Annotated in this window: 16 protein-coding genes and 1 tRNA gene; 12 read left to right on the forward strand and 5 right to left on the reverse strand. The window is 70.8% G+C overall.

The genetic code is table 11. From position 1 onward, the window contains the following. Positions 1-7: 7 nt before the first annotated feature. Positions 8-1105: a CaiB/BaiF CoA transferase family protein gene (locus FHX37_RS00890; RefSeq protein ID WP_141921580.1), complete on the reverse strand. Its 1098-nt coding sequence runs from the start codon at positions 1103-1105 to the stop codon at positions 8-10. A gap of 135 nt (positions 1106-1240) precedes the next feature. Between FHX37_RS00890 and rsmA the strand changes: the two genes are divergently transcribed. Continuing rightward, positions 1241-2116, forward strand: a complete 876-nt coding sequence (gene rsmA / locus FHX37_RS00895) for a 16S rRNA (adenine(1518)-N(6)/adenine(1519)-N(6))-dimethyltransferase RsmA (RefSeq protein WP_141921581.1) — start codon at positions 1241-1243, stop codon at positions 2114-2116. Between the two features lie 4 nt (positions 2117-2120). Here rsmA and FHX37_RS00900 read toward each other — a convergent pair whose 3' ends face one another. Next, positions 2121-3983: a serine/threonine-protein kinase gene (locus tag FHX37_RS00900; RefSeq protein WP_141921582.1), complete on the reverse strand. Its 1863-nt coding sequence runs from the start codon at positions 3981-3983 to the stop codon at positions 2121-2123. Between the two features lie 128 nt (positions 3984-4111). On the opposite strand from FHX37_RS00900, the gene FHX37_RS00905 reads away from it, so the two are divergent. The 4 genes from FHX37_RS00905 (at position 4112) to FHX37_RS00920 (ending at position 8751) form a co-directional block, all read left to right on the forward strand. Continuing rightward, positions 4112-5038, forward strand: coding sequence for a 4-(cytidine 5'-diphospho)-2-C-methyl-D-erythritol kinase (locus FHX37_RS00905; RefSeq protein ID WP_141921583.1), 927 nt, complete (start codon positions 4112-4114; stop codon positions 5036-5038). Positions 5039-5239: 201 nt separating this feature from the next. Next, positions 5240-5923, forward strand: coding sequence for a thiamine pyrophosphate-dependent enzyme (locus tag FHX37_RS00910; protein ID WP_141921584.1), 684 nt, complete (start codon positions 5240-5242; stop codon positions 5921-5923). A gap of 80 nt (positions 5924-6003) precedes the next feature. Continuing rightward, entirely contained in the window at positions 6004-6903 is a 900-nt protein-coding gene (locus tag FHX37_RS00915) for a transketolase family protein (RefSeq protein ID WP_141924934.1), read from the forward strand. Between the two features lie 60 nt (positions 6904-6963). Beyond that, on the forward strand, positions 6964-8751 hold the full coding sequence (locus FHX37_RS00920) for an ABC-F family ATP-binding cassette domain-containing protein (RefSeq protein ID WP_141921585.1): 1788 nt from the start codon (positions 6964-6966) through the stop codon (positions 8749-8751). A 99-nt stretch (positions 8752-8850) separates the two neighbouring features. Here FHX37_RS00920 and FHX37_RS00925 read toward each other — a convergent pair whose 3' ends face one another. From FHX37_RS00925 to FHX37_RS00935, 3 genes are all read right to left on the reverse strand, one after another. Then, positions 8851-9354: a MarR family winged helix-turn-helix transcriptional regulator gene (locus tag FHX37_RS00925; protein ID WP_141921586.1), complete on the reverse strand. Its 504-nt coding sequence runs from the start codon at positions 9352-9354 to the stop codon at positions 8851-8853. Between the two features lie 63 nt (positions 9355-9417). Beyond that, a complete protein-coding gene (locus tag FHX37_RS00930) occupies positions 9418-10071 on the reverse strand; it encodes a TetR/AcrR family transcriptional regulator (RefSeq protein ID WP_141921587.1) in 654 nt (217 codons plus the stop codon). A gap of 14 nt (positions 10072-10085) precedes the next feature. After that, positions 10086-11057 (reverse strand): fatty acid desaturase, encoded by a 972-nt coding sequence (locus FHX37_RS00935; protein WP_394344463.1) that lies wholly within the window; start codon positions 11055-11057, stop codon positions 10086-10088. Positions 11058-11387: 330 nt separating this feature from the next. Here FHX37_RS00935 and FHX37_RS00940 point away from each other — a divergent pair. The 7 genes from FHX37_RS00940 to cysD all read left to right on the forward strand — a co-directional run bounded on the left by FHX37_RS00940 (position 11388) and on the right by cysD (position 17974). After that, positions 11388-11460, forward strand: a tRNA-Gln gene (locus FHX37_RS00940). A 315-nt stretch (positions 11461-11775) separates the two neighbouring features. After that, the gene (gene glmU, locus FHX37_RS00945) at positions 11776-13248 is read left to right on the forward strand and encodes a bifunctional UDP-N-acetylglucosamine diphosphorylase/glucosamine-1-phosphate N-acetyltransferase GlmU (RefSeq protein ID WP_141921589.1); all 1473 of its coding nucleotides are present in this window, start codon (positions 11776-11778) and stop codon (positions 13246-13248) included. Between the two features lie 25 nt (positions 13249-13273). Further along, a complete protein-coding gene (locus FHX37_RS00950; RefSeq protein ID WP_141921590.1) occupies positions 13274-14248 on the forward strand; it encodes a ribose-phosphate diphosphokinase in 975 nt (324 codons plus the stop codon). Positions 14249-14482: 234 nt separating this feature from the next. Beyond that, positions 14483-15151: a 50S ribosomal protein L25/general stress protein Ctc gene (locus tag FHX37_RS00955; protein WP_141921591.1), complete on the forward strand. Its 669-nt coding sequence runs from the start codon at positions 14483-14485 to the stop codon at positions 15149-15151. A 117-nt stretch (positions 15152-15268) separates the two neighbouring features. Beyond that, a complete protein-coding gene (gene pth, locus FHX37_RS00960) occupies positions 15269-15871 on the forward strand; it encodes an aminoacyl-tRNA hydrolase (protein WP_246061971.1) in 603 nt (200 codons plus the stop codon). 336 nt (positions 15872-16207) lie between these two features. Then, positions 16208-16999, forward strand: coding sequence for a 3'(2'),5'-bisphosphate nucleotidase CysQ (locus tag FHX37_RS00965; RefSeq protein ID WP_141921593.1), 792 nt, complete (start codon positions 16208-16210; stop codon positions 16997-16999). Between the two features lie 42 nt (positions 17000-17041). Then, positions 17042-17974 (forward strand): sulfate adenylyltransferase subunit CysD, encoded by a 933-nt coding sequence (cysD, locus tag FHX37_RS00970; protein WP_141921594.1) that lies wholly within the window; start codon positions 17042-17044, stop codon positions 17972-17974. Positions 17975-18121: the final 147 nt, after the last annotated feature.

The raw sequence follows: 18121 nt of genomic DNA on the forward strand, positions 1-18121 counted from the left end.
CCCGGCCTCAGGTGTCCACACCCCACTGGGCGAGGGTGTCCTCGAGCGTGGGGGTGGGAAACTCCGGGTCGCGGGTGGCCGCTCCCGGGGTGCGGTCGAACCGCGGCGCGGGGCCGGGATAGAGGCCGTCCCCGTCTCCCGCGAGGGAACCGCGGGCGGCGACGTGCGGGTGCCGGGCCGCCTCCGGTGCGGAGAGCACCGGCTGTACGCACGCCTCCGTGCCGCCGAGGAGCTCGGCCCACTCGTCGCGGGTCCTGGTCCGCAGCACCGCGGCGAACCGCTCCCGCAGCTCCGGCCACCGCTCCCGGTCCCACTGGTCGGGGAGGTCGGCCTGGTCCAGGCCGATCCCCTCCAGGAACGCCGCGTAGAACTGCGGCTCGATGCAGCCCACCGCGACGTGGCGGCCGTCGGCGCACTCGTAGACGTCGTACCAGGGGGCGCCGGTGTCCAGATAGTTGGTGCCGCGTTCGTCGCTCCACGCGCCCCGCCGGCGGTCCTCGTGGATCATGGCGGTGAGGAGGGCGCTGCCGTCCACCATCGCGGCGTCCACCACCTGTCCCCGGCCGGAGGTGGCGCGCTCCACCAGGGCACTGAGAATGCCGGTGACCGCGAACATGCTGCCGCCGCCGAAGTCGCCGAGCAGGTTCACCGGCGGCACCGGTGCCTCCCCCTGGCGTCCGATGGTGTGCAGCACACCGTTCAGGGCGATGTAGTTCATGTCGTGCCCGGCGGTGTGCGCGAGCGGGCCGTCCTGGCCCCAGCCCGTCATCCGCGCGTACACCAGGCCCGGGTTGTCCGCGTGGCACACCTCGGGGCCCAGCCCGCGCCGTTCCATGACGCCGGGGCGGAACCCCTCCAGCAGCACGTCCGCCGCCGCGACCACTCTCCGGGCGGTGGCGAGGTCCTCCTCGCTCTTGAGGTCGAGCCCCATGATGGGCCGCCCGGCGCTCATGTGCGGCCCCTGGCCGTGCCGGGCCGCCTCGGCCGCCTCGGGGCGGTCCACCCGGATGACACTGGCGCCGAGGTCGGCCAGCAGCATGGCCGCCATCGGCCCGGGACCGATCCCGCCGAACTCCACGACACGAACACCCGCAAGCGGACCCATGCGTGGCACCCCCTCTGATTAGAACAACGTTCGGTCTCATTATGTCCGCAGTGGCGGGAACGCGCGAACCCCGGTCCCACGCGGTCAGCCGGAGCGGCCGGGCCGCGTGCCCGCGCGAGCTGGCAGAATAACGGGATGAACCCGTGCGGAACTCCCGACGACACCGGTCTGCTGCTGACCTCCGCCGACGTGCGGCGCCTCGCCGCCGACATCGGCCTGCGCCCCACCAAGACACTGGGCCAGAACTTCGTCGTCGACGCCGGAACCGTGCGCCGTATCGCACGCGCCTCCGGAGTCGGCAGTGACGACACCGTCGTCGAGGTCGGCCCCGGTCTGGGGTCGCTGACCCTGGCGCTGCTCGCCCGCGCCGGGCACGTCACCGCGATCGAGGCCGACCCGGACCTCGCCGAGGCCCTGCCCGGCACCGTCCGCCGGCGTGCTGGCGCGCTGGCCGGGAAACTCGACGTCGTCACCGCCGACGCGCTGCGTGTCACCCGGCTCCCCGGGCCCGAACCCACCGCCATGGTGGCGAACCTGCCCTACAACGTCGCGGTCCCGGTGGTGCTGCACCTGCTGGAACTGCTCCCGTCCCTGCGCCACGTCCTCGTCATGGTGCAGTCCGAGGTGGCCGACCGGCTCGCGGCCGCCCCGGGGAGCCGCACCTACGGGGTGCCGTCGGCCAAGGCCGCCTGGTACGCCGAGGTGCGCCGCGCGGGGGCGGTCAGCCGCAACGTGTTCTGGCCCGTGCCCCACGTCGACTCCGGGCTGGTGGAGCTGCGCCGCCGCGCACCCGTGGCCACAACTGCGAGCCGCGCGGAGGTCTTCGCCGTCATCGACGCCGCCTTCGCGCAGCGCCGCAAGACCCTGCGCTCGGCCCTGTCCGCGTGGGCCGGCTCGGCCTCCGCCGCCGAACAGGCCCTGCGCGCGGCCGGTGTCGACCCGGGAGCGCGGGGGGAAGCGCTCGACGTGACGGCCTTCGCCCGCATCGCCGAGCACGGCCCCGGCGGTTAGGACCTCAGCTCGCCTGCGGGATGTCGCTGATGTCGACCGAGACGGGTTCCGCGTCCTCGGCGCCGGACAGGAGGAGCTCTCCCGACTCCAGGTCGGCGTTCTCCTCCACGAGGAAGACCAGGTCGCCCTCGGCCCGCTCCCGGGGGGACAACTGTTGCCACAGCGGCGCCTCGGACTCGGTCACCGACGGTTCGAGAGCCGTGTAGGACCCCGACGGACCCCCCTCGATCCGCTGCCAGTCGCTCTCCAGCGTGACGGGCTCGGAGGAGACGTTGCGCACCTCCAGCGAGAACACGCAGTACATCCCTCCCTCTGGGCGGGAGCGTCCGTCCACCGAGGGGACACAGGAGTACTCCCGAGCGTCGAACTCCACCGGGGAGGCGTTCTCCCCGGAAGCGCTGCCACCGGAACCGTCCCCGGAGGAGTCGTCGCCGTCCGCGTCGGCGTCCCCGGCGTCGTCCTGGTCCGCGGTGTCCTGCGGGGCCTGGTCGTTGTTCAGGGGCAACCCCAGCCCGTTGGACCCGAACAGGGTCAGCGCGGTGACCAGCAGGCCCACGAGGACGATGGCGACGCCGGCCGTCACCACAATCCATGTCAATCGCCGCTTCGCGGGATGTAACGGGCGCTGCGGTGGTGGGGGCGCCGGCGGGACGTAGGGCTGGGGCCGCTGCTGCTGCGCGGCCTGCTCGTGCGGGTCGGGTCCCACCTGGGGGATCGGTCCGGACTGGTGCACGGGAGGCGCGTTGAACTGGCCCGTCTGGTGGGCCGGGGGAGGCGCTGCGTGCTGGTTGGGGTGCGGGGCCGGCTGCGCGGGTGGTTGCGGCCCCGGTACCGGAGGTTGTTGGGCCGGGTACTGCGGCAGGGGAGGGCCCTGTCCCGCCGGGGATGGTGGCGGGTGCGGCATGCCCGCGGGCGTCGGCGGGGGCCCGGGCGGGCCGGGCTGCGGTGGCGGCGGGACCGGCGGGAGGTTGGGGTGCCAGGACTGGTGCAACGCGTGGCTGATCTGGTCGCCGCCGTTGTTGTTGGCCTCGTCCTCGCCACCGGTGAGCTCCAGGAGCAGGTCCTGGGCTTTGGGGCGGTGCTCGGGCTTCTTCGCCAGCGCCTGGGTGACCAGCCGGTCCAGCGGGGCGTCGAGGTTGCCGATCTGGGGCTCGGCGAACAGCATGCGTTTGCCCAGCGTCATCGCGTCGCCGTTCCCGAACGGGTGGACCCCGTTGCCCGCGAACGCCACCAGGCACCCCCACGCGAAGACGTCCGCGGCGGTGGTGACCTTCTCCTCCAGCAGTTGCTCCGGCGCCATCCAGCCGGGGCTGCCCATGACGATGCCGGTCTGGGTGTGGTTCGTCACCGTGTTCATGGCCCGGGCGATCCCGAAGTCGATCACCCGCGGCCCGGAGAGGGACAGCAGCACGTTGGCGGGCTTCAGGTCGCGGTGCACCAGCCCGGCCCGGTGGATCGCCGAGAGCGCCGCGGCGACCCCCAGCGCGAACCCGTGCAGCGTGCTCGAGTCGAGCGAACCGTGCTCCGCGACGTGCTCGGCCAGGGCGGTACCCGAGATGTACTCGGTGACCATGTAGGGGCGCCCCTCGAACGTGCCGTAGTCCAGCACCTTGGCCGTGCAGAACGAGGCGACACGGCGCGCGTTCTCCATCTCGTCATGGAAGCGGGCACGGGTGGCCTCGTCGAACGCGAGTTCCGGTCGAATCACCTTGATGGCGACATGCGTGCCTTTCTCGGCGGTACGGCCGAGATAGACCGTCCCCATTCCTCCGTTGCCCAGTTGCCCGGCCAGCACATAGGGACCGATGGTGGCCGGATCTCCGGCTGCCAACGGTTCCAAGTCCTTCGGGAGCCCGTCCGACGGCAAGCGACCCTCCCCGACGGTGTCCTTACTCCGTCTGGCCCCAAGGTAGCGGGGAAACTCTCGTGATACCCACCCACGCAGGCCACACGGCCACGAGGCCGCATACCCGGACCGGGTAAGCTCTGGGACCCGTGAACACTCCGAACACCGTGACCGTACGGGTACCCGCGAAGGTGAACCTCCAGCTAGCGGTGGGGCCAGCGCGCGACGATGGATACCACGATCTGGTCAATGTCTTTCACGCTGTTTCGCTGTTCGACGAGGTTACCGTCACAGCGGCAGGGCCGCATGCCACCCCCGACGCGCCACAGCTCAGCGCGGAGGCGCAAACGGGACCGCGGGCGGGGGTCCCCCTCGACGGAACCAACCTCGCCAGCCGGGCCGCCCGGTTGGCCGCGGGCGCGTGCGACCGCCCCTGCCCGGGGAGAATCCACCTGCGCAAGAACATACCGGTCGCCGGCGGCATGGCGGGAGGAAGCGCCGACGCCGCCGCTGTTCTTGTGGCATGCAACACACTGTGGAACGCGGGGTTGTCGGAGGGGGAACTCGGCTCCCTCGCGGCGGAACTGGGCAGTGACGTCGCCTTCCCGTTGCTGGGCGGCACCGCCGTGGGGACCGGTCGTGGTGAGCAGCTCACCCCTCTGGACAGTCCGGGCCGGTACCACTGGGTGTTCGCGCTGTCGGAGACCGGCCTGTCCACCGGTGCCGTGTTCGGGGAGTACGACCGGCTGCGGCCGGACGCGCCCGCGCCGCGCCGCGACCCGGAACTGACCCGGGCACTCGCCGCGGCCGACGCTGCGGCGCTCGGCGCGGCGCTGAGCAACGACCTGCAGCGCGCGGCACTGTCGCTGCGTCCGGACCTGGAGGGCGTGCTGCGGGCCGGGCGCGCTGCGGGCGCGTCGGGGGCGCTCGTCTCCGGCTCGGGGCCGACGTGCGCCTTCCTCGCGGGAGACGAGGGGACGGCCCGCGCCCTCGCCGCCGAGCTGGAGCGTTCCGGCGCCTGCCAGCACACCGTTGTCGCCCACGGCCACGTGGCCGGAGCGACGGTCGTCGGCTAGGTCCTGTTTCCGGACGCTGTTCGTCGCGAGCGGCGTCTCCAGTGCCGGGGCGACGCGCAGCAGCACAAGCGCCCACCGGCGGGGTTCCGGGCGGTGGCAGGAGCCCATGTGCCGCCCGGAATCCCCGGTCGGCCCTTCCGGTGGGACCGAGGCGGATTCCGCCATTGACCTCAACCGCGCTTGAGGCAGGAGTCTGTCGGTATGGCAACCGCGACTTTCTCCAGGTACGCCGACCTCACCGCACTCGTCGGATTGATGACCGGGGACGAGAAGCACCAGGCCGCCGCCGCGTCCACCCTCGACGTGCTGTGGGTCCTCTACGACCGTGTCCTCACCGTCACGCCCGAGACCACCGACCACCCGGATCGCGACCGGTTCCTGCTCTCCAAGGGGCACGGTCCCGCCGGTTACTACGCCGTCCTTGCCGCCAAAGGCTTCCTCACCGTCGGGAACCTCCGGAACTGGACGGAGTCCGACTCGCCGTTGGGCCACCATCCCGACCGCACCCTCGTCCCCGGAGCCGAGATCTCCAGCGGTTCGCTGGGTCACGGCCTCGGGCTCGGAGTGGGAACCGCCCTCGGGTTGCGCGCCCAGGCCCGCGACCGCCCCCGGGTCGTGGTACTCCTCGGCGACGGTGAACTCGACGAGGGAAGCAACCATGAGGCCATCGCCTTCGCCGGCCGGGCGGGGCTGGAGAACCTCACCGCCGTCGTCGTCGACAACAGTTCGGCCACCCACGGCTGGCCCGGCGGTATCGCGGAGCGCTTCACCCGGGAGGGGTGGTCGGCGCGCACCGTCCCCAACCGCGACCACGCCGCTCTGTACGGCGCGCTCACCGCCCCGCACGACGGGGTCCCCCTCGCCGTCGTCGTCACTGTCGTCTGACAGACACACCCACCAGGAGAGTCACCATGACAGCGACCACAGCCCACTCCGGGGAGACCGCCACCGACGTGGCCCAGCCGATGCGTGAGACGTTCGTGCGCGTCGTCAGCTCCGCACTGGACACCGATCCCGGACTCGCCCTGCTACTGGCCGACATCTCCGCGGACCGGTTCGCGGAGGTGTCGGCGCGCCATCCCGACCGGGTCGTCAACCTCGGTAGCCGGGAGCAGCTACTGATCGGCGCGGCCGGGGGGCTGGCCCTCACCGGTATGCGCCCCGTCGCCCACACGTTCGGGTCCTTCCTGGTGGAACGCCCGTTCGAACAGCTCAAACTCGACCTGGGGCACCAGGGGACGGGCGCTGTCCTGGCCAGCACCGGCGGTTCCTACGAGACACCGGGCTACGGCCGTACCCACATGGCTCCCGGTGACGTCGCGCTGCTCGACACCCTCCCTGGGTGGACGGTGCATGTCCCCGGACACGCGGACGAGGCCGCCCGGCTGCTGGAGGGCGCCCTGCCCGGTGACGACCGGGTGTACCTGCGGCTCAGCGAACGCGGGAACACACAACCGCACGCCGTCGGGCGGGGACTGGTCCCGGTGCGGGAGGGGTCCGCCCGCTCGCGCGGCGTCGTCCTCGCGGTGGGCCCCATGCTGGAACGGGTGCTGGCCGCGACCCGGGACCTCGACGTCACCGTCGCCTACACCGCGACGGTCCGACCCTTCGACCGGGAAGGGCTGAGACGGCTCACCGCCGCGGCGGGACAGGCCGACATCCTGCTCGTCGAGCCCTACCTCGCGGGAACGTCGGCGCACGAGGTCGCCGCCGCGCTGCACGACCGCAGGCACCGGCAGCTCTCGTTGGGCGTGTCCCGGAACGCGGAGGTGCGCGGGTACGGAACCCAGGCCGACCACGACCGCGCCCACGGTCTGGACACCGCCGGCGTCGCCGCGGCCGCGCGTGAGTTCTTCCTCGTCTGAGGCCGTCCGCGCGCGGGTGTGGTCAACCCACCCGGGCGCGGGCACCACAATGGAAGGACGATGAACCTCGTCAATCTGCAGGACGTCACTGTCGCCTACGGCCACCTCGTGCCGCTGAACGCCGTATCGCTCGGTGTGGAGGACACCGACCGGATCGGGATCGTCGGCCGCAACGGGGGTGGCAAGTCCACACTGGTCGCGGCCGTCGCGGGTCTGCTCCAGCCCGACTCGGGGCGGGTGATCCACAGCCGCGGGTTGCGTGTCGGCTACCTCTACCAGAGCGACAGCTACCCCGAGGGGACCGTCGGAGAGTACGTGCTCGGCGGTATGGCCGAGCACGAGTGGGCCGGCAACGCCCGCACACGCGACGTGCTGCGCGGCCTGCTCAGCGGCTGGGACCTCGACACCCCCATGTCGGCCCTGTCCGGTGGGGAGCGGCGCCGCACCACCCTGGCCCGGCTGCTGATCGAGAGCCACGACCTGATCGCGCTGGACGAGCCCACCAACCACCTGGACATCGAGGGCATCGCCTGGCTCGCCAACCACCTGCGGCAGCGCAAGGAAGCCCTGCTCGTCGTCACCCACGACCGCTGGTTCCTGGACAGCGCCACCAACCGCACCTGGGAGGTCGTCGACGGCCGGGTGGAGCAGTACGAGGGGGGATACGCCGCCTACGTGCTGGCCAAGGCGGAGCGCGAACGGCTCGCCGCGGCCGCGGAGGAGCGCCGGCAGAACCTGATGCGCAAGGAGCTCGCCTGGTTGCGGCGCGGCGCCCCCGCCCGCACGTCCAAACCCAAGTTCCGGGTGGAGGCGGCCAACGCCCTGATCGCCAACGAGCCCCCGCCCCGGGACACCGTGGAGCTGGTGCGGTTCGCCACCTCCCGGCTCGGCAAGACCGTCATCGACGTCGAGGACCTCGTCCTGACGGGGGGTGAGGAGCGCCTGCTCGACCGGGTCACCTGGCAGCTCGGCCCCGGGGACCGGGTCGGCCTGGTCGGGGTGAACGGCTCCGGGAAGACGACCCTGCTGCGTGCCCTCGCCAAGGAGCGCGACCCCGACGACGGGACGGTGCGGCACGGTAAGACCGTGAACCTGGCGCACCTGTCGCAGACCCTGGAGGAGCTGGACCCGCAGCGCCGCCCGCTGGAGGCGGTCGAGGAGGTGCGCCAGTACGTCACCATCGGCAAGAAGGAGTACTCCGCCAGCCACATGCTGGAGCGGTTCGGGTTCCGCGGCGAACGCCAGTGGACGCCGATCGGTGACCTCTCCGGCGGGGAGCGGCGCCGCCTGCAACTCCTGCGGCTGCTGATGAACGAACCCAACGTGCTGCTGCTGGACGAGCCCACCAACGACCTGGACATCGAGACGCTCACCGAGCTGGAGGACCTGCTGGACAGCTGGCCGGGGTCGTTGGTCCTGGTCAGCCACGACCGCTACTTCCTCGAGCGCATCACCGACCACGTCCTCGCGCTGATGGGCGACGGCAAGCTCTCGCTCCTGCCCGGCGGGGTGGACGAGTACCTGTCGCTGCGCGACGCCGCCGGCGACCGGGGGGCGGTCCCCAGCCAGGACCGGGAGGCCTCCGAACAGTCGTCCGGCGGGCAGCCCGCCGCCTCGGCCGGGATCTCGGCCGCGGAGGAACGCGCGATCGGCAAGGAGATCCAGCGGATCGAGCGGCGGATGGAGCGCATCGGCACCCGCGAGTCCGAGCTGCACGAGCAGATGGCGCAGGCCGCCGAGGACTACACGCGTCTGGCGGAGCTGGACTCCGAGCTCAAGGGGCTGCAGGCCCAGAAGCGTGAGCTGGAGGAGTCCTGGCTCGCCGAGGTGGAGAAGCTGGAGGGGTAGGCCCTGTTCCTCGGGCGCCTGCCCCGCCGCGTGGCGCTGGACGCGCCGCCCGTCGCGGGCGGCGCCCACCGGCCGGCCTGACGCCGGCCGGGCGGTGCCTCAGGCACCCTCAGGTCCGTCGTCCAGCGGGGAAAGCAGGGAGCGCAGCAGTCCCGCGAGCTGTGTGCGCTGCTCGCGCGGCAGGGTCCGCAGGATCGACTCCTCGTAGCGCAGCAGGTCGGACAGCGCCGCGTCCACGCGTTCCCTGCCCTCCTCGGAGAGGCGCACCAGCACCCCCCGTTTGTCCGCCGGGTCGGGGTGGCGTCCCACCAGCCCCGTCTCCGCCAGCCTGTCGATCCGGTTCGTCATGGTCCCCGAGGTCACCAGGGTCGCGCGCAGCAACCGTCCGGGGGTGAGCTCGTAGGGGGGACCCGCGCGGCGCAGCTCGGCGAGAACGTCGAACTCCCACGGTTCGAGGTTGTGCTTGGTGAACACCGCGCGCCGGGCGCGGTCCAGGTGCCGTGCCAGGCGGGACACCCGGCTGAGCACCTGCAGCGGTTCCACATCGAGATCGGGACGCTCCGCGCGCCACGCCGTGACCAGCCCGTCAACCTCATCGTGCATACGCGCAGCATATCTCTTGATATCAAGAGAAAAGTCGGGAGGCGCGGATCCGGCCCGAAAGTGTCACCCCGCCCGGTTGCTCAGGGTCTCCAGCTGGGGCTTGGCCTCCAGGCTGGACAGGCCGTTCCAGGAGAGGTTCACCAGGTGCGCCGCCACGACCTCGCGCTTGGGTTTGCGCACCTCCAGCCACCACTGGCCGGTCAGCGCCACCATACCGACCAGGGACTGCGCGTACATCGGCGCCAGCTTCGGGTCGTAGCCGCGCTCGTTGAACTCCTCGACCAGAACGTGTTCCACCTGGGTGGCGATGTCGCTGATCAGGCTCGCGAAACTCCCCGTGCCGGAGGCGGCGTGCGAGTCCCGGGCCAGGATCCGGAACCCGTCGCTGCACTCGTCCACGTAGGCCAGCAGCGCCATCGCGGCACCCTCGAGCTTGGCGCGGGCATGGTCGCCGGTCAGCGACTCGACGACCATGCTGAGCAGCGTGCGCATCTCGCGGTCCACGACCACGGCGTAGATACCGTCCTTGCCGCCGAAGTGCTCGTAGACCACGGGTTTGGAGACGCCCGCACGCGCGGCGATCTCCTCGATCGACGTGCCGTCGAAGCCGCGCTGCGCGAACAGCTCCCGGCCGATGTCGAGCAGTTGCTCCCGGCGTTGTCTGCCGGTCATGCGCTTGCGGCGCGACCGGCCCTTCTGTTCGCTCACGGCTCCCATGATGGCCAATCAGTCTAGGCGCTGACGCGTTTGGCTTCCAGACGCTCACGTTTCGGCCAACGGACCTTAGTGGCCCATCCCAGTTTTTCAAACACCCAGATCGTCCGGGCGGAGATGTCGATCTGTCCCTTGAGGACCCCGTGCCGCGCGCAGGTGGGATCGGCGTGGTGCAGGTTGTGCCACGACTCGCCGAACGACGGGATGGCGAGCCACCACACGTTGCGCGAGCGGTCCCGCACCTCGAAGTTCTCCTCACCGATCGTATGGCAGATGGAGTTGATCGACCAGGTCACGTGGTGCAGCAGACCCACCCGCACCAGGCCGGCCCAGAAGAAGGCGGTGGCCGCACCCCACCACGACATCGTCACCAGGCCGCCGATGATGCCGGGGCTGAGCAGGCTGAACAGCACCAGCGGGATGAACATCTTGTCGACCTTGACGACGTCCCGGTCCTTCAGCAGGTCCGGGGTGAACCGCTTGGGCGAGGTCTTCTGCTCGTCCAGGTACATCCACGCCATGTGGGCGTAGTACAGGCCCTTCGCCACCGAGCGCCAGTCGTCGCCGAACCGCCACGGGGAGTGCGGGTCGCCCTCCACGTCGGCGTACTTGTGGTGGCGCCGGTGGTCGGCCACCCACTTGATGACGCTGCCCTGGATGGAGAGGCTCCCGGCGATCGCCAGGGCGATGCGCAGCGGGCGGTTGGCCTTGAACGAACCGTGCGTGAAGTGCCGGTGGAAGCCGACGGTGACGCCCAGGCCGCTGACGAGGTAGAAGACGGCGCCGATGACGATGTCGGTCAGGGTCAGACCCCAACCCCACGCGAGGGGGACGGCGGCCGCCAGTGCCAGCAGCGGGATGAAAACGAACGCGAAGACCGTGTAGCGCTCGGCCTTGCCGCGGCCCTCCGGGTCCAGCTCCGGTTCGGGAGCGTTCTTCGGCGCCGGTCTCGGCGCCGGTTCTGGGGTGATCTCGGGTGCTGCGGTCAATTTCCCACCTCGGGTCCGGAAAGCCGTGCGATTCGTCCGAAGCGGGCTCATGTTTCCCGCTCTCCGTGCCCGATCGCCCGGCGGTCCTGTAACTTATCCTTACGTAACCGTAACTTACGATGCCGTAGGTTAGCCAATTCCGGGGTCGAAATCGCAGCGGAAAGAACCGGAAGCGCCCGCGCCCGGCGGCCCGTTGCGGCGTGGCGGGCGCCACATCCGGGTGCGGGCGGTACTATCGGGATGCCGAGATCGGGCAGAGCGGCTATCGTTGGCCCAGGCGGGCCCGCGACGGGTCCGCGCCCGGGCGCGTCTCGCGCCCGCCGCAGGCGGTCCCCGGTGGTGTAATCGGAAACACGTCAGATTTTGGTTCTGAAGAGTCCAGGTTCGATCCCTGGCCGGGGAGCACACCCACCCAGCCCGCGGGTAAGAAACCACACACTCGCGGCTGCGGTCTTTCGCTCCCGCTCCCGCACGCCCCGGGCTCTCCCCGAACCGCCCGGTACGCTGGCCCGGCACCGATCCGCAGCGCGGGCCGAGCGCGTGTATGCTGCCGGTGTCGGCCTCGTGAGGCCATCCGCGTCCGCGGCCGCGGTGGGAGACCCGCGCGCGGCGGTACGCTCGTTTATCCACGCACCCGTGTGACACCGCGGATGCGTCCTGTCGCACGCCGACCCACAGGTCGCCACCCGATCCGCCAGCGTTACGAGGAGTCCCGCCAGTGAGTGCGAGCCGCCCCGCTGCCGTCATCGTCCTCGCCGCGGGCGAGGGCACTCGGATGAAGTCCCGGCACCCCAAGGTTCTGCACGAGATCTGCGGACGCAGCATGCTGGACCACGTGCTGGCCGCAGCGCACGAGCTGGAGCCCGAGCACACCGTGGTCGTCGTCGGCTCCGGCCGGGAGCGCGTCACCCGCCACCTCGCCGACACCGCCCCCGACGTGGGTACCGCCCTGCAGGAGCAGCAGAACGGCACCGGCCACGCCGTACGTATGGCCGTGGCCCAGCTCGCCTCGCGCGGTGTCAGCCTCTCCGGCACGGTGGTGCTCGCCTACGGGGACACCCCGTTGCTGCGCGGGCGCACCCTCGACGACCTCGTCGCGGCCCACGAGTCGGAGGGCAACGCCGTCACCGTGCTGTCCGCGGAGGTTCCCGATCCCACCGGCTACGGCAGGGTGGTGCGCGACGCCGAGGGAGTGTTCACCGGCATCGTCGAACACGCCGACGCGACGGAGCGCCAGCGCGGGATACACGAGATCAACTCCGGGATGTACGCCTTCGACGGCGCGCTTCTCACCAGCGTCGTCGAGCGCTTCTCCACCGACAACGCCAAGGGTGAGGAGTACATCACCGAAGCGGCCGGGATCCTGCGCGGCGACGGCCACCGGGTGGGCGCCGCCCCGGCCGCGGACTGGGTGGAGATCCAGGGCGTGAACGACCGCGTCCAACTCGCCGAGGCCCGGCGGCTGCTCAACGACCGGCTGCTCACCCGGCACATGCGCGAGGGCGTCACGGTGGTCGACCCCGCCTCGACCTGGGTGGACACCGACGTCCGGATCGGCGTGGACGCTGTCGTCGAACCACAGACCCAACTGCGCGCAAGCACCGAGATCGGCGAGGGGGCGCGGGTGGGCCCGGGCTCCCTGCTGAGCGATACCCGCGTGGGGGACGACGCGCACGTCTCCCACACGGTCGCGTACTCGGCCGAGATCGGCCCTGAGACGGAAGTCGGGCCCTACACCTACCTGCGTCCGGGTTCCCGGCTCGACAGCGGTTCCAAGGCCGGAACCTTCGTCGAGGTGAAGAACTCCACCGTGGCGGAGGGGGCGAAGGTCCCGCATCTGACCTACGTCGGTGACGCCGACATCGGACGGGGCGCGAACATCGGGGCGTCCTCGGTGTTCGTCAACTACGACGGTGTCGACAAGCACCGCACCACGATCGGGGACCACGCCCGCACCGGCAGCGACAACATGTTCGTCGCTCCCGTGAGCGTCGGGGACGGCGCCTACACCGGTGCGGGAACGGTGGTCCGCAAGGACGTCCCATCCGGTGCGCTGTCCGTCACACACGGCGAGCAGCGCATCATCGAGGGGTGGGTGCGGCGCAAACGTCCGGGAACACCGGCGGCCGAGGCCGCCGAGGGGGCGGACGACGACGGCACGAAGCCGGACAGCGCCGACGACGGCGAATAATCAGTGTCTGTGGGGGATCTCAAAAGTGACCGGGATGAAGTCTCCGGGACAGAAGATGCTCATGCTGTTCTCCGGGCGTACCCACCCGGAGCTGGCCGACCAGGTGGCCGAACAGCTCGGTATCGATGTCGCACCGACGAAGTTCGAGGACTTCGCCAACGGTGAGACCTACGTGCGTTTCCTGGAGTCGGTACGCGGCAGTGACGCGTTCGTCCTGCAGAGCCACGCCGACCCGATCAACGAGTCCATCATGGAGCAGCTCATCATGGTGGACGCGCTGAAGCGGGCCTCGGCCAAACGCATCACCGTGGTGACGCCGTTCCTGGGCTACGCGCGCCAGGACAAGAAGCACCGGGGGCGCGAGCCGATCTCCTCGCGCCTCATGACCGACCTGTTCCGCACCGCCGGCGCCGACCGGCTGATGGCCGTGGACCTGCACACCGACCAGATCCAGGGCTTCTTCGACGGGCCGGTGGACCACCTGGTCGCGCTGCCGCTGCTGTCGGACTACATGAAGGGGCGCGTGAGCAGCTCCGAGGCAACGGTGGTCTCCCCGGACGCGGGACGGGTGCGCACGGCCGACCGGTGGGCCGACCGGCTCAGCTCGCCGCTGGCGATCATCCACAAGCGCCGCGACCCGGACGTGGCCAACCAGGTCAAGGTGCACGAGGTCGTGGGTGAGGTCGAGGGCCGCACCTGCATCCTGGTCGACGACATGATCGACACGGCCGGCACGATCGTGAAGGCGGCGGACGCGCTGGTCGAGCAGGGGGCCAAGGAGGTACTGGCCGCGGCGACCCACGGGGTGCTGTCCGGCCCGGCGGCCGAGCGGCTGCAGAACTCGCGCATCTCCGAGGTGGTGGTCACGAACTCCCTCCCGATCCTCGAGGAGCGGCAGTTCCCGAAGCTGACCCAGCTGTCGATCGCTCCGCTGCTGGCTCGTGCGGTGAGCGAGGTCTTCAGCGACGGCTCGGTGACGAGCCTGTTCGAGGACCCCTGACCCACCGGGGCCGTGTACGAAGCTGTCGGTGTAGCCCTTAGACTGGGTTGAGTCTCCCCGTGCCCTGTGGTGGCTACGGGCTCCGACACGCAGGAGCGTGTGGTCCGGCGTGGTGCGGTTGTGCGCCCTGTTTCCGCGGGGATGGTCCCGCGCGTTCTTCCCGCCCGCGCGGGATGTTGTTGTGCAGAAGTCGTGTTCCCCGGCAATGCGGGGATGATCCCGAGGAGTTTTGTCGTGTCCGAGGTACGCATCGCGGCCGAACCGCGCACGGAATTCGGCAAGGGCGCCGCACGTCGCACCCGCCGCGCGGGGAAGGTGCCGGCCGTGCTCTACGGCCACGGCACTGAGCCCCGCCACATCTCCCTTCCCGGCCATGAGCTGATGATGGCGATGAAGACCCCGAACGTGCTGCTGCGTGTCGAGGGCGTGGACAAGAACAACCTTGTCCTGCCCAAGGAGGTGCAGCGCGACGACATCAAGGGCTTCCTCACCCACGTCGACCTCATCGTCGTGAAGAAGGGCGAGCGGGTGAACGTGGAGATCCCGGTGACACTCACCGGCGAGGTGCCCACCGACGGCGTGCTCAACCAGGAGCTTGTTCAGGTGGAGGTCGAGACCGAGGCCACCCACATCCCGGAGGGTGTCAACTACGACATCTCCGAGCTCCCGGTCGGGACGCACGTCACGGCCGGTGACCTGAACCTGCCCGCCGGCACCACGCTGTCGGGCGACCCGGAGACCATCGTTCTCACGCTCTCCGGCGAGCAGGAGGCGGCCGTTCCGGAGGCCGAGACCGAGGAGGCCGAGGCCGAGTCCGAGGAAGCGGCAGCCGAGGCGAGCGGTGAGGCGTCCGAGTCCACCGAGGGGTCCGGGTCCTCCGGGTCCTCCGAGTCCTCCGAGTAACCGCCGGACCGGATTTCGGTTTCGATGCGGACGCGCGGCCTCCCACGGTGGTTGGGGGGCCGCGCGCGTTTCGGCCGGGGCGAGACACCCGGCCCCGATGCGGACGGGAGCGCGGAGGTGGCCCCCTCAGGGGAGAACGCGGGCGAAGCCCAGCGGTGGCTGGTCGCGGGGTTGGGCAATCCCGGCCCGAAGTACGCCGGGAACCGGCACAACATCGGTTTCATGGTGCTGGACGCGCTCGCGGAACAGTGCGGCGAGCGCTGGAAGCGGCACAAGACCAACGCACAGGTCGCCGAGGCGCGGCTCGAACAGCGGCCCGTCATCCTGGCGAAGCCCCAGTCCTACATGAACCTCTCCGGCGGTCCGGTCGCCGGGCTGAGCAGGTTCTACCGCGTCCCGCTGGAGCGGATCGTGGTGGTGCACGACGAACTGGACGTCGCCTACGGGGCACTGCGGTTGAAACGCGGCGGTGGCGGCGGCGGGCACAACGGCCTGCGTTCGCTGACCTCCTCGCTGGGCGGGCCGGACTACGTCCGGCTGCGGATGGGGATCGGCCGCCCGCCCGGCCGGACGGACGTCGCCGCCTACGTTCTCTCGGACTTCTCCACCGCGGAACGCAAGGAACTCGCGCTCACCGTCGAGCGCGGCACCGACGCGGTGCGGACCGTGTTGGCTCAGGGTTTGGAGAAAGCCCAGCACGTGTATCACACTGTGTCGTGATCCAATTCAGCGCGCCGCGCGGCGGCGACCGCCCCACGACACCGACCCCACCGGGTAGGCGGGCGGTTCCGGCTCGGCGGGCGCGGGTGGTGCGGCCTCCGGGGCCACCACAGGCCCGGACGCCGGGCGGCGCACGCTGCCGCTTCGGACCGGTCCGTCGGTGGAACGTGTCCCGGGCGCCGTCGTGGGCGGGCGCGCCGGAACGCGGCCCGGCCGCCGGGACCCGAGTGTTCGGGTCCGCGTAACGTGGGAAGCTGGCCGCCGTTCCCGAACGTCCGAGTCGCGTGCGGTGGGCATGGTCAGCGTCAGTCCGTGGGCGGGAGCATACTGAGTCCGGTGAACAACATCCGAAACGATCATGAGGTGGCACGCGATCTCGCGACCGAAGCGGGCCAGCAGCTGCTCAAGCTGCGGGCGAAGCACGGCTTCGACGAGCCCGAGGTGTTGCGTACGCTCGGTGACCGAACCTCGCACGAGTTCCTCTTCTCCGCGCTGGGCCGGCTGCGCCCCAGCGACCCGGTGCTCTCCGAGGAGGGGGCCGACAACGAGGCGCGGCTGGAGTCCCAGCGGGTGTGGATCATCGATCCGCTCGACGGCACGCGGGAGTTCTCCGAGTCGGGCCGCACCGACTGGGCGGTGCACGTCGCCCTGTGGGAGAACGGTGAACTGACCGCGGGCGCGGTCGCCCTGCCGGCGCAGGGGAGCACACTGTCGACGGTGGACCCGCCGTGGCTGCCCGAGGAGCGGCCCGCCGGGCAGCGCTTGCGGATCACCGCCAGCCGGACGCGTTCTCCCGAGTTCGTCCAGCGCATGTCCACACAGCTCGGGGCCGAGGTGGTCCCGATGGGCTCGGCCGGTGCGAAGATCTGTGCCGTGCTGCTGGGAATCGCCGACATCTACGTGCACGCCGGCGGGCAGTACGAGTGGGACAGCGCGGCGCCGGTGGCCGTCGCTCGGGAGGCGGGTCTGCACGCCTCGCGGATCGACGGGTCGAGGCTGACCTACAACGGGGAAGAGCCCTGGCTACCCGATATTCTGGTATGTCGACCGGAATTGTCGGGCATGTTGTTGGCAAGTATCCGCGATGTCGCGGATCGGGACGGCGCGGGGCCCCACTCGGGAGAGTGACAGCACCCTCGCGATAAGGCGCCGGGACACAGAGGCGAATTTATGGATCAGACCGATACACCAGTGAAGGGGAACTACCAGCTCTCGCAGCTGGACGTTCTCGAGTCAGAAGCGATCTTCATCATGCGCGAGGTCGCCTCGGAGTTCGAGCGGCCGGTGCTGCTGTTCTCCGGCGGCAAGGACTCCCTGGTGATGCTGCGCTTGGCGGAGAAGGCGTTCTGGCCGGGGGCGATCCCGTTCCCCGTGATGCACGTCGACACGGGGCACAACTTCGAGGAGGTCATGGAGTTCCGGGACCGCCGCCTCGCTGAGGCGGGCGTGGAGCTGGTCGTGGCCTCGGTACAGGAGCAGATCGACGCGGGCAAGGTCACCGAACCGACCGGACGCTCGGCCGGACGCAACCGGTTGCAGACCCCGGCGCTGCTGGAGGCGCTGGAGAAGCACCGGTTCGACGCCGTGTTCGGCGGGGCCCGGCGGGACGAGGAGAAGGCCCGCGCCAAGGAGCGGGTGTTCTCCTTCCGGGACGAGTTCGGTCAGTGGGACCCCAAGGGGCAGCGGCCCGAGCTGTGGAACACGTTCAACACCCGGATCAAGCCGGGGGAGCACATGCGGGTCTTCCCCCTGTCCAACTGGACCGAGCTGGACATATGGGGTTATATCGCCCGGGAGCGGCTGGAGCTGCCCTCGATCTACTACGCCCACAAACGCCAGGTGTTCGAGCGTGACGGCATCCTCCTGGCCGACCACCCGGTGACCCAGCGCGGTGCGGACGAGGAAGCGTTCGAGGCGACGGTGCGCTACCGCACCGTCGGGGACATCTCCTGCACCGGAGCTGTCCGCTCCACCGCCGTCGAGCTGGATGACATCATCGCCGAGATCGCGGCCACCCGGGTCACCGAGCGCGGTCAGACCCGGGCCGACGACCGCTCCAGCGAGGCGGCGATGGAAGACCGCAAACGCGAGGGCTACTTCTGATCCAGGCGCGGGTAGTAGCGGGTACAACGCCCGTACCGGGGCGCGCCGGCGAGCCACGCGCGAACGTGCCGGCGGCCCGCCCCGTCCCCGGGACGCCTCCGGACACCGCTGCCTCACGCGACCGTTTCCACCGCCACCGTTTTGGGA

This window comes from Haloactinospora alba (assembly GCF_006717075.1).
GTDB classification, from domain to species: domain Bacteria; phylum Actinomycetota; class Actinomycetes; order Streptosporangiales; family Streptosporangiaceae; genus Haloactinospora; species Haloactinospora alba.

Excerpts from the sequence above, each read along its gene's own strand:
- FHX37_RS00890 (WP_141921580.1), bottom strand. The coding sequence starts at position 1,105 with ATGGGTCCGCTTGCGGGTGTTCGTGTCGTGGAGTTCGGCGGGATCGGT.
- rsmA (WP_141921581.1), top strand. The coding sequence starts at position 1,241 with ATGAACCCGTGCGGAACTCCCGACGACACCGGTCTGCTGCTGACCTCC.
- FHX37_RS00910 (WP_141921584.1), top strand. The coding sequence starts at position 5,240 with ATGGCAACCGCGACTTTCTCCAGGTACGCCGACCTCACCGCACTCGTC.
- FHX37_RS00915 (WP_141924934.1), top strand. The coding sequence starts at position 6,004 with ATGCGTGAGACGTTCGTGCGCGTCGTCAGCTCCGCACTGGACACCGAT.
- FHX37_RS00920 (WP_141921585.1), top strand. The coding sequence starts at position 6,964 with ATGAACCTCGTCAATCTGCAGGACGTCACTGTCGCCTACGGCCACCTC.
- FHX37_RS00925 (WP_141921586.1), bottom strand. The coding sequence starts at position 9,354 with ATGCACGATGAGGTTGACGGGCTGGTCACGGCGTGGCGCGCGGAGCGT.
- FHX37_RS00930 (WP_141921587.1), bottom strand. The coding sequence starts at position 10,071 with ATGGGAGCCGTGAGCGAACAGAAGGGCCGGTCGCGCCGCAAGCGCATG.
- cysD (WP_141921594.1), top strand. The coding sequence starts at position 17,042 with ATGGATCAGACCGATACACCAGTGAAGGGGAACTACCAGCTCTCGCAG.